The 9,650-nt window shown below is 46.6% G+C and carries 11 protein-coding genes; 9 read left to right on the top strand and 2 right to left on the bottom strand.

What is annotated here, in order from left to right:
- Positions 1-142: 142 nt before the first annotated feature.
- A complete protein-coding gene (locus B2Q61_RS17775; RefSeq protein ID WP_290620878.1) occupies positions 143-304 on the bottom strand; it encodes a hypothetical protein in 162 nt (53 codons plus the stop codon).
- A 121-nt stretch (positions 305-425) separates the two neighbouring features.
- Positions 426-812: a DoxX family protein gene (locus B2Q61_RS17770; protein ID WP_290620880.1), complete on the bottom strand. Its 387-nt coding sequence runs from the start codon at positions 810-812 to the stop codon at positions 426-428.
- A 239-nt stretch (positions 813-1,051) separates the two neighbouring features.
- On the opposite strand from B2Q61_RS17770, the gene B2Q61_RS17765 reads away from it, so the two are divergent.
- From B2Q61_RS17765 to B2Q61_RS17725, 9 genes are all read left to right on the top strand, one after another.
- A complete protein-coding gene (locus B2Q61_RS17765) occupies positions 1,052-1,936 on the top strand; it encodes a LysR family transcriptional regulator (RefSeq protein WP_290620882.1) in 885 nt (294 codons plus the stop codon).
- A 139-nt stretch (positions 1,937-2,075) separates the two neighbouring features.
- Entirely contained in the window at positions 2,076-3,149 is a 1,074-nt protein-coding gene (locus B2Q61_RS17760; protein WP_290620884.1) for a serine hydrolase domain-containing protein, read from the top strand.
- Between the two features lie 46 nt (positions 3,150-3,195).
- Positions 3,196-4,008 carry a hypothetical protein gene (locus B2Q61_RS17755; RefSeq protein WP_290620886.1) on the top strand — a complete coding sequence of 271 codons (813 nt, stop codon included), beginning with the start codon at positions 3,196-3,198 and terminating at the stop codon, positions 4,006-4,008.
- Between the two features lie 395 nt (positions 4,009-4,403).
- On the top strand, positions 4,404-4,802 hold the full coding sequence (locus tag B2Q61_RS17750) for a DUF3224 domain-containing protein (protein ID WP_290620888.1): 399 nt from the start codon (positions 4,404-4,406) through the stop codon (positions 4,800-4,802).
- 326 nt (positions 4,803-5,128) lie between these two features.
- Positions 5,129-5,314 carry a hypothetical protein gene (locus B2Q61_RS17745; protein WP_290620890.1) on the top strand — a complete coding sequence of 62 codons (186 nt, stop codon included), beginning with the start codon at positions 5,129-5,131 and terminating at the stop codon, positions 5,312-5,314.
- A gap of 104 nt (positions 5,315-5,418) precedes the next feature.
- Positions 5,419-5,748 carry a hypothetical protein gene (locus B2Q61_RS17740; protein WP_290620892.1) on the top strand — a complete coding sequence of 110 codons (330 nt, stop codon included), beginning with the start codon at positions 5,419-5,421 and terminating at the stop codon, positions 5,746-5,748.
- Between the two features lie 137 nt (positions 5,749-5,885).
- Positions 5,886-6,095 (top strand): hypothetical protein, encoded by a 210-nt coding sequence (locus B2Q61_RS17735; RefSeq protein WP_290620894.1) that lies wholly within the window; start codon positions 5,886-5,888, stop codon positions 6,093-6,095.
- A gap of 18 nt (positions 6,096-6,113) precedes the next feature.
- The gene (locus B2Q61_RS17730; protein ID WP_290620896.1) at positions 6,114-7,052 is read left to right on the top strand and encodes a YihY/virulence factor BrkB family protein; all 939 of its coding nucleotides are present in this window, start codon (positions 6,114-6,116) and stop codon (positions 7,050-7,052) included.
- Positions 7,053-7,219: 167 nt separating this feature from the next.
- Positions 7,220-9,511, top strand: coding sequence for a DUF5916 domain-containing protein (locus tag B2Q61_RS17725; RefSeq protein ID WP_290620899.1), 2,292 nt, complete (start codon positions 7,220-7,222; stop codon positions 9,509-9,511).
- Positions 9,512-9,650: the final 139 nt, after the last annotated feature.

The raw sequence follows: 9,650 nt of genomic DNA, 5'->3' as shown, positions 1-9,650 counted from the left end.
TCAGTTTTACATTGCCGGTGACATACTGCTGCTGGGACGTCAAACGCTAACGTGTTTTTCCGCCCATGTGCTTTGCGTTAGGCATGAAAAACGACCAATGTCAGCAATGTGTTGCATCGATCGGTTGAATCCGTAGCCAAATTCAGTCGTTACGATTGCTTAACCATACCCATCCGCTCAACAGAATCGCACTGGCTGAGACCAGGCGCATAATAGTGCCTGGGACAAAATTGACAAAACCACCAAGATCCATAAACAGGAAATAGCCAGCGACGGCTCCGGCAGTTTCCTGTGAAATTGTCATGACTGCCGCCAGCATGTGTACCAAGTCCCAGCTCACTCAGAGGACAGCAGAAACTTTAAGCAGGCTATATTGTGATTTTTTCATCTGTCATTCTCATGTGTGACTTTAAATGCAACGGCGCCTATTGAGCTTGGCGAACCCGACGTTGGCGTAGCCCGGATAATTGGCTTCGGTAAGCAAACAAAACCACTCCAGACAACGCCCCCAGAAAGATGGCTGGGAATGAACCTGGGCCGAGCAAGAAAAGGTGCGCAAGCACCGCGCCGATCATCGTGCAAACGAGTAACGCAGCACCGTAGGCTTGCTTTCCTGGTGCAAACAAAAGAACAGCCGAACTGATTTCGATAATGCCCGTCAGGTAGCGGAACCACTGCCCGACACCAATAGTGTCGTAAGTAGCAACCATCATGTCGACGCCGGCTAATTTGGCGCTACCAGCAGCAAAAAAGGCAAACGCAAGGATGACTCTGATAAGGATCAGGCCGTAATGTTTAATTTTGTCGTTCATTGTCTATCTCCAGATTGGGATCAAGGTGCGATCGATTCGTTTATTAATCGTTTATAGGGCGTTTCATTGAGCGTTAAACGGTGCTCAGGATTAAGCAGTTGTCCGGATCCAACATCGAAATTTTCATATCTAAATCAGCTCACATTGGTTTGTTCAGGATGACAACAAGGTTAATACTGCTATAAAATTGCATCAATGAGCGATTTCGCTCGCAAGATGCGCAGAAATGCGACGTACATATGGACAGATGGCAAATCGTTAGAACGGCCCATTACTTGGCCAAATTGGGCACTATAAGTGCTACTGCGCACGAACTAGGGGTGCATCGAGCTACAGTCTTACGACATATTGATGCGTTGGAGGAGGAGCTCGGGGTAAACCTGTTTCAACGCCATGCGCGAGGTTATATTCCGACCGAGGCAGGCAAAGATTTGATGCAGGTAGTCAGTGCTACCGAAGACCACATTGGCCAACTGGTCGCCAGACTGAAGCAAAAAACGGAACCCTTATCCGGTGAGTTCATCATCACTTCGCTGGCACCGCTGGCATCTGTCTTGATACCTATCTTAAAAACTTACCAGGAGCTGCATCCCGCCGTTCAGGTGCAATACTTAACCAGTGAAAAACTCTTCCGCCTCGAATTTGGTGAGGCGCATGTCGCCGTGCGCACAGGCCCAAAGCCAGATTTGCCCGACAATGTCGTTATCCCTTTCGCAACTCACCGGATTTCACTCTTTGCACACACGGATTATCTTGCGCGGTACGGACACCCAACAGAGCCCGGCAATTTAGAGGGCCATAAATTTATCAGCTTTGCTGACCTGGTTCCTCGGGTGCCCATACACAAATGGATATTGAGTCACATCAGGGAGAGAGATATTGCGCTAAAAAGTAACGATGGTCAGGTGATTAAACAGGCCTTGCTTGATGCATTAGGGATAGGTTTCATGTTTCAACATGAAGCTAAGAAACACGCTCAACTGGTGGAGTTATTCCCGCCGCTCAAAGACTGGGAGGTGCAGCACTGGCTGGTTACCCATCGCGACCTTCATCGCAGCATCAAGGTACAGGCGTTTCTTGAAGTGCTTCGTTCTCAAACAGAACATGAAAAAGTGATAGATTAGACCATACCCCTCGTGAACTAAGCACAGGGGGCAATCTCTGCTATTGGAAATGTATTGTAAAATAGCACCTGACAACTCAGTAAAGCCGACTGCTGACACGTCGGCTGACTATACCGTTAGCTGATAAAAAGGATTTACTATGAAATTATTTTTACTGTTGTTAAATGTTGTTTTTCTAATTTTACCCGTATGTGCAAAAGAAGCCCCGAGTATCGACTACTGGGATAATATTAAAAGAACTGTTGCGGAAACAGGTTTCAACGGCACGATAATTGTTGGGCGTGGAGAGCAGATTTTTTTGCAGAAAAGTGTTGGCTATGCCGATACGGCAAAAACAATCCCACTTACCGGTAGTCACTTATTCAGTCCGGGTTCTGTCGGAAAAGAATTTACAACGGTTTCTATCATGCAACTTGCTGCAAAAAACAAACTGAAGTATCAGGACAACATCACAAAATACGTCGATGGATTGCCTGCATGGGCTAATAACATAACGATACAGCATATACTCACTCATACTTCTGGTTTGCCGGATGTGCAGTGGAAAAGGGGGATTAATACTGCCGATGCTATTCAGCAGATCCAGCAGGGAACATTGGCTTTTGAACCTGGAACTGGCTACAAGTATACAAATTTTAATGTCGTGGTTCGTGCGCTGATAGTCGAAAGTATCACTGGACAGCGTTATGCAAAATATGTCGCTGATACTATTTTCAATGTTGCGGACATGACGGGCGCTTTTCACCAAACTAAAGATGATGAAACATACAGAAGAGGTGTGGTATCAGGTGATTATCCTACAAATATTACTGGATTAACGATTTATGTAACGCCGCTGGACTTGTTTAAGTTTGAAAATGCTTTGTGGAATGGTTCATTGCTAAGTACAGATCAATTGAAACAGGCATTGCCTGGTGATAGTTTGTCGGGGCAGACGAACAGAGCTTACTTTGATTTTGGCAAATTCTTGGTCGATGACAATGGTTCTCTGGTTTCCTGGGAACATGATGGTTCAAATCCCAGCCACCACACGATTAAATACCATGATTTCATCTCCGGAAATATATTTATTTTAATGTCGAGTGATGGTAACAAATCGACGTTATACAAACTTCTGAACGAACTTAAGGTTTCAACTTCGGAAGAAATTAAAACGGCAAATTTAAAAGCTAACAAATCAATGCAGCCGACCGCTGAAACGTCGGCTGACTGAAGCATTATGTGAATATACGGGATAGAGTCCTGCTTGGAGGCCGGTAATGAGAAGAGACAGATCAATAGCTCTCTGCCACAGCGATCTTAAGCAGTCTGCTCTATATTTTGATGTGGTGTGTCCATCAAGCACAAATTTGTGGCACGAAATTTCACTATTGCATGATCAGCAGGATGTTAATTGTGAGTTGTTGTTACAATCACTAATGGGTAAAAGATCTGTATTAGACAGAAAAGAGTACTTTTCTAGTAATCCATTTGTTGCTACGTCTGGTTATATAACCGATGCTCTGACTACAATCTTAATAGAAATTATGCACGAAGGCATTGTCGAGAAAGCGTTTAAAGACTCTGTTCATTCGATTGGTGAAACTACGATTAATCCAAAATATGAGCCTGAAGAAAGTCCTTCTTTACTTTTAACTTCAATGCGTTTGGTAGATGTAGAAAATTTAACATGGCAGAAAATAATTGCATTGAGAGAAGATCCTGCAGCTATGGCTAGTCTAAAGGATCTTAGAAATATGGTTTTTGCAGATTATAATAACAAGCCATTTTCATATGTTGAAGATCAACTTTTCAAGCGAATAGAAAACCATGAGGCAGCGGTGAAAAAATGGGGTATGGATACGTTTGAGACTTCTATCGAGCTTATTCTTTCGCATAAAAATTCAGCGGCACTCGCCGGTTTTGCGTCGACCATTTTTGGGGCGCCAATAAGTTCTGCTATTCTGCTGGGCGCTAGCGCCACTTTAGCAAATGTTGGATTTCACTTAAGAAAAAGGCGACGTGAAAAGCAACAGCTGATGAATTTAGACCCAATTCGATATATCTTTAAAGTTAGGAATTTAAATGAGTAATGCAATAGTTTGAGAAATTGTGAGGTACCAATATAGATAACAATGCCAGTCAAGGGGACGGCATTCGAAGACGAGAACGGTGGTGATATTTAGACCCGCTAAGGATTTAGCAAAAGCAGCAAATTTTACTCTATCGAATATGCGGTCATATTATGCACAACACTCTGTAGATTGGGATGAAGCTCAGAGTATTTAAAAATAGCCCGGCCGTTCATTTGTATGAGCGACAAGGGTTTGCTGTAACCACGGAAGATGAACGGTTTTACTACATGAGCCGTGCCATCTCCTGACAAAAAATATAATCGCTATCAAAAACGCGCCCGTTGGTCGCTCGGCTCGCAACAAGCTGCCCGCTGTTTAGGCGGTAAGTCAATATTTAATAGTATAAGGAAAATATGATGACAATGACGTTAAACGGAGTATTTCAAATTGCTGGGTGGGATGAGAAACCTTACTTGGAAAATGACGATGGTTCAAAACAAAGCCAGGCGATAATCAACCAGCGCTACAGTGGTGATTTAGAAGGTTCAAGTGACATTCAATACTTAATGTCATATCAAACTGATGGGGCTGCCATCTTTGTTGGGTTTGAGACATTTTCAGGCACAATTAACGGTAAAACGGGCAGTTTTGTTCTTCAGCATACCGGCAAATTTGAGGCAGGAGTTGCGACTAGCAATTTTAACATTGTACCAAAATCCGGGAAAGAGGGGCTGACAGGGATCTCTGGCAAAGGCTGTTTTAAGTCTGGTGAAAATGGACAAGCAAAGTACCAACTTACTATTGATGCCTGACAAACACCACCAGAGCGCCGCGTTACGGCTCGGGTAACAATAGGTTGCTCGCTGCTCAGGCGGCCGTTCTGCTCAGTTCTTTAATTGCATTATGTATTCTGCTTTAGTTTGGTTTGGCCTTCGGCAAGCAAGCAACAAGATATTCAGGTTCAGATTACGCGGCAATGCAGCAATAAAACACTTGATTTACAATCAGCTGCAACAATACACTCAGGTTGCAATAAAATATACACGATATTCTGAGCGCAACTTGCAGCCATCGACCTGTTGAATAAGTTGTAGCGTCGGAGCTTAAGGTATTGTTATAAAAACAACATGGAGAAATTATGGAAAACAATATAATCCAATTTGGAGGTCAATTTTTTGTTGGCTTAGGAACGTTAGCCCTCATAAACTGTGTCCTGGCACAGGGTAAGAACAGAAGCGGACTGCTCTGGTTTTTCATTTCATTCTTTCTGGGGCCAATAGCAACATTTTTGCTGGCTGTTCTGGACAAACCACAAGCACAATAAAAGCTGGCCTGCTGCTTACTTGCAGCCAGGGTAGCCATGTGGCGTGGTAAATTGAGCTTTCTAAAAAATCGTCACGTAGTTAAACCAAACAAGGCGTGTTAAAAATGGATTCAGTAACATTAAGCGACAAAGAACCGGTCGGCGTTAAACGTAGTATGGTTGTCAGGGTAATTGCAGCAATATTTTGGTTTATAGTAACCGTGCTGATAGTGCACATGATTGTTGGTGGGGTTATCGGTGGTATGGCTGGTGCAGAAGTTGCGCCGGGAAAGACGATTAGTGATTCTTATAATGCAGGTGCCGTTGCAGGACAGCAAGCCTCAATGCAGTTTATGAACGCGCATGGCGGAAAAGTTTTCCTGGCAGAGTGTTTGCTGTGGTTAGGCCTGGTGATTACCGGAAAGTACCCATGGGTTTCAACGTTTAAACGCTAAGCTTGCGCATCACTTTCACCGTTGAAGTGCGCTGTGGTGGTAGCAGCGCAATCAACCTATCCTGGTGAACCTGCAGCAGTGTTGCCTGACGGGGTTATAGATGATTGGTATTAAGACCTAACTGGATGGAGGGCGTTATGGAGCAAACTACCGCTTCATTTACCCAGACTGGATTGGTTTTAGCGGCATTTGCGTTAATATCAGCAGTATTAAGCTATTTGTTTGTCGCTAAAATTTTAATTCCAAAAGGTATGGCAAAGACCAAAGCGATAATAATTGGTAAGGCCGGCACCATGCTGTTATTTATGTTAGCCTCATTTTTCTATCTTTATTTCCGCTATAGCTAGGCAAAGGTATCTTTGACTATGGTTTTACATATCTACAACAAACTTCCCGCTGGCATTCGGCACTGGTTACGTATTCTGGGTGCTACCAGCCGCTACTGGCTGGGCAGTCAGGCCTTTATTTACGCCGCCGCGCTGGCGTTTTTCACTGTTTTTTCTATTGCGCCGATTCTGGTGGTGGTGGTCGCGCTGGTGGGGCTGGTCATAGGCGAGAGCGCGGTGCAGCAGCAATTGTTTACCCAGCTTGAGGGTACACTTGGTCCGCAAGCTGCCGGTGTAGTGCAGACGGCTGTAGTTAACTCGCAGATTGACCAAAGTGGCATCTGGCCGGCCTTGATTGGGATCCTGGCTACTATTGTCGGGGCCACCACGGTATTTGCCCAGATGCAGCAGTCGCTGAATCAAATCTGGGATGTGGCGCCTCGGCCATCGAAAAGTAACCTGTGGATCTTTATTAAAAGCCGTTTGCTGTCGCTGACCATCATTCTGGCGATTGGCTTTATTATGCTGGTGTCATTATTATTGTCAGTGGCGCTGCGCAGTGTTATGGCCTACGCCGAGGGCTGGCTGCCGGTACCCGGCTGGATGATGGTGGGCATGGAGTTAGTGCTGTCACTTTTGGTGATCACCTTGCTGTTTGCGGCGATGTTTAAAATTTTGCCCGACGTGCTGCTGTCGTGGCGGGACGTGTTGCTTGGTGCTTTTATTACCGCGGTATTATTTACAGCAGGGCGCTCTCTGATCTCTATTTACCTCGCTTACACCGCAACGGCATCAGCTTATGGCGCTGCCGGTTCGCTGGCGTTATTGCTGTTGTGGGTTAACTATTCGTCAATGATCCTGTTATTCGGCGCCGCCTTTACCCGGGCGCACCTTGAAGGCAGAGGCAAGCCTATCCGTCCTAAAAGCACCGCAGTATGTGTGCAGCGCCAGTTGATCGATGAGGTATCGTCAGGTTAAGGCTTATAACATTGGCGGGTAGGAGGATAAGCAGGGTACAGCTTTAGTACACCTTTGAATATTGCCTGTTTAACGCACGACAGCTGTTAATTTTTCATAAACCGGTATGATGCGCGTCATTATTTTTAAGCCGCAGTTTATAGCGCAGTTAGCAGTTTGGGAAGTTCATGCCGTCTACTCTTTACGCCTCCGTTGTTACCATTTTATCTGTTATCAGTTTATTGCAAGGCTTGGTTGGCCAGGCGCAGGCGGCGGAAATTCCGACGTTGCTTCCTGCTACCGCGATGACAGTGGACGGCCGGCTGGATGAAAGCGTATGGCAGGATGCCAGCCGCATTAATATTAATTTTAATACCTTACCCACTGATCAGGGCGTATCGGATATTGCCACCGAAGCATGGGTGTTTGATGATGGCGAAATTTTGTATATCGGTTTTATTGCACCTGATCCAGAGCCTGAATTAATCCGGGCGTTTTACCGTAATCGCGACACTATCTGGAGTGATGATGTGGTTGGGGTAAAAATTGACCCTTACAACAACAAACAATTGGCGTATCAGTTTTTTGCTAACCCGCTGGGCAGCCAGGCAGATTCAATTGAAAACGCCCAGACCGGCCATGAATCGTCCAGCTGGGATGGATTCTGGCATGCTGCAGGCCAACTGACCGATAAGGGATATGTGGTAGAGATGGCTATTCCGTTTGCGGTAATGAATTTTCCACCCCAAGCTGGCCTGAAAACCTGGGCGCTGGAATTTGTCCGCTTTATACCACGCGATCAGCGGTTGCGGTTATCCAGTGCCAGAATAAGCCATGCCAATAAATGCTGGGTTTGTCAGATGCCGGCGTATCAGGGCTTTGCCAAGGCCAAAAGCAGCACCAACGTTATTATTGCGCCGTCGCTGGTGGCCGGGCGCAGCGAGCAGCGTAATGTTCATCAGCAACAAAGCTGGCAGGGTGAAAATAATGTTGAGCTCAGCCTGGATGGGAAGTGGGCGGTTACGCCTGACATTACCTTAAATGCGACGCTGAACCCCGATTTCTCCCAGGTGGAAGCTGATGCACAGCAGTTATCAGTCAATAATCCATTCACGTTGTTTTACGCCGAAAGCCGGCCGTTTTTTACCGAAAATGCTGACTATTTTGCCACGCCAACTAATCTGGTGCATACCCGCAATATCAGCGCGCCGAACATTGGCGCCAAGGTAACCGGCCGCACCGGAGCGCATACCTTTGGCTTTTTTGCAGCGGATGATGACAGCACCACCCTGGTATTACCCGGTAATCTGGGCTCCGATATTGCTGTAGTAAACAATGCCAGCCACAACCTGGCGGCGCGTTACAGTTTTGCCTATAACAACAGCATCAGCGTCGGTGCTATTGCTACCTGGCGCGAAGCCGCTGACTATTCCAACGGTCTGACCGGGCTGGACGCCAATATTCGCTTAACGGCGAAGGACACGTTAAGCCTGCAATGGTTGTACAGCGAAACGAGTAACAGCCAGCAACTGGCGCTGCACGGTGAAGCATTGCAGCGCTATGGCAGTGAGCAGCCATTAACCGGCCAGGCGTACCGGGTAAATTATCAGCATTCAGAACGCACCTGGCGCTGGTTTGGCCGCTATGATGCTCGCAGCAAAGGGTTCCGGGCCGACTTAGGCTTTATGCCGGAAACTGACTGGAACAAATTTACCACCGGTGGTGAGTACATCTGGTATCTGGCGGATGACAACCTGTTTAACCGGGTGCGTATTACCGGCGACTGGGACACCACCCATAATGCCGCGGGCGAATTTATTGAGAGCGAAACAGAAGGCTATGCCGGTATTTTCGGCCCGCTGGGCAGCTATCTGGAGCTGGGGGCGTATCAGCGCGAGCGGGTAGGGCTGCGCTTGGATAATACGTCGCTTGCTATCAGTGGCAATACCGAGCGTTTTGATGAACAGGGATTATCGTTATTTGCTGAGGTGTCGCCGGCCGCCGGGATGATGTTTTTCGCATTCTGGCAGCATGGCAGTGCACTTGATTTAACCAACAACCGTTTATCTGATCAAAACCGGGTAGAGCTGGAAGGCCGTTATTCGTTCAGCCGGCATCTGGAGTTGTCGTTAAGGCATAACCTGACCACGATGGATTATCAGTCGGCCCGGGTATTTACCGCTAACTTAACCGATATGCGGTTGACCTATCAGTTTTCAAACCGTAGCGCTTTGCGCCTGATTTTATTGTATACCGATCTGCAGCGCGAATTAGCAAACTATCAGCCACAGTGGCAGTCTGTGCTGGACGCCCGCAGCCGTCAGCTGAATAAGCAATTGCTTTATTCGTATAAAGTAAACCCGCAAACGGTGTTTTTTGTCGGCTACAGTGACGGCAGTTTGCAAGATGATGAGCTAAGCCGGATTACCACATCTGAGCGCAGTGCCTTTTTAAAATTCAGCTATGCCTGGCAGCTGTAACGCGGGCGCCGCTTACTGACAGCATGGCTGCCTCCGTTTGGCACACAATCTAAGCGTAGGCTACTTTTTTAAATATGACAGCACGATAAAACGCTGGCCGCCAGTTTGCTGTAAGATGCTGACCAGCATGAGGGAATAG

The sequence above is a fragment of the Arsukibacterium sp. UBA5043 genome, assembly GCA_002415085.1.
In the GTDB taxonomy this organism is placed as follows: domain Bacteria; phylum Pseudomonadota; class Gammaproteobacteria; order Enterobacterales; family Alteromonadaceae; genus Alishewanella.
Note: the sequence above shows the minus strand (reverse complement) of the source record. Positions and strands in the feature narration are given on the sequence as shown.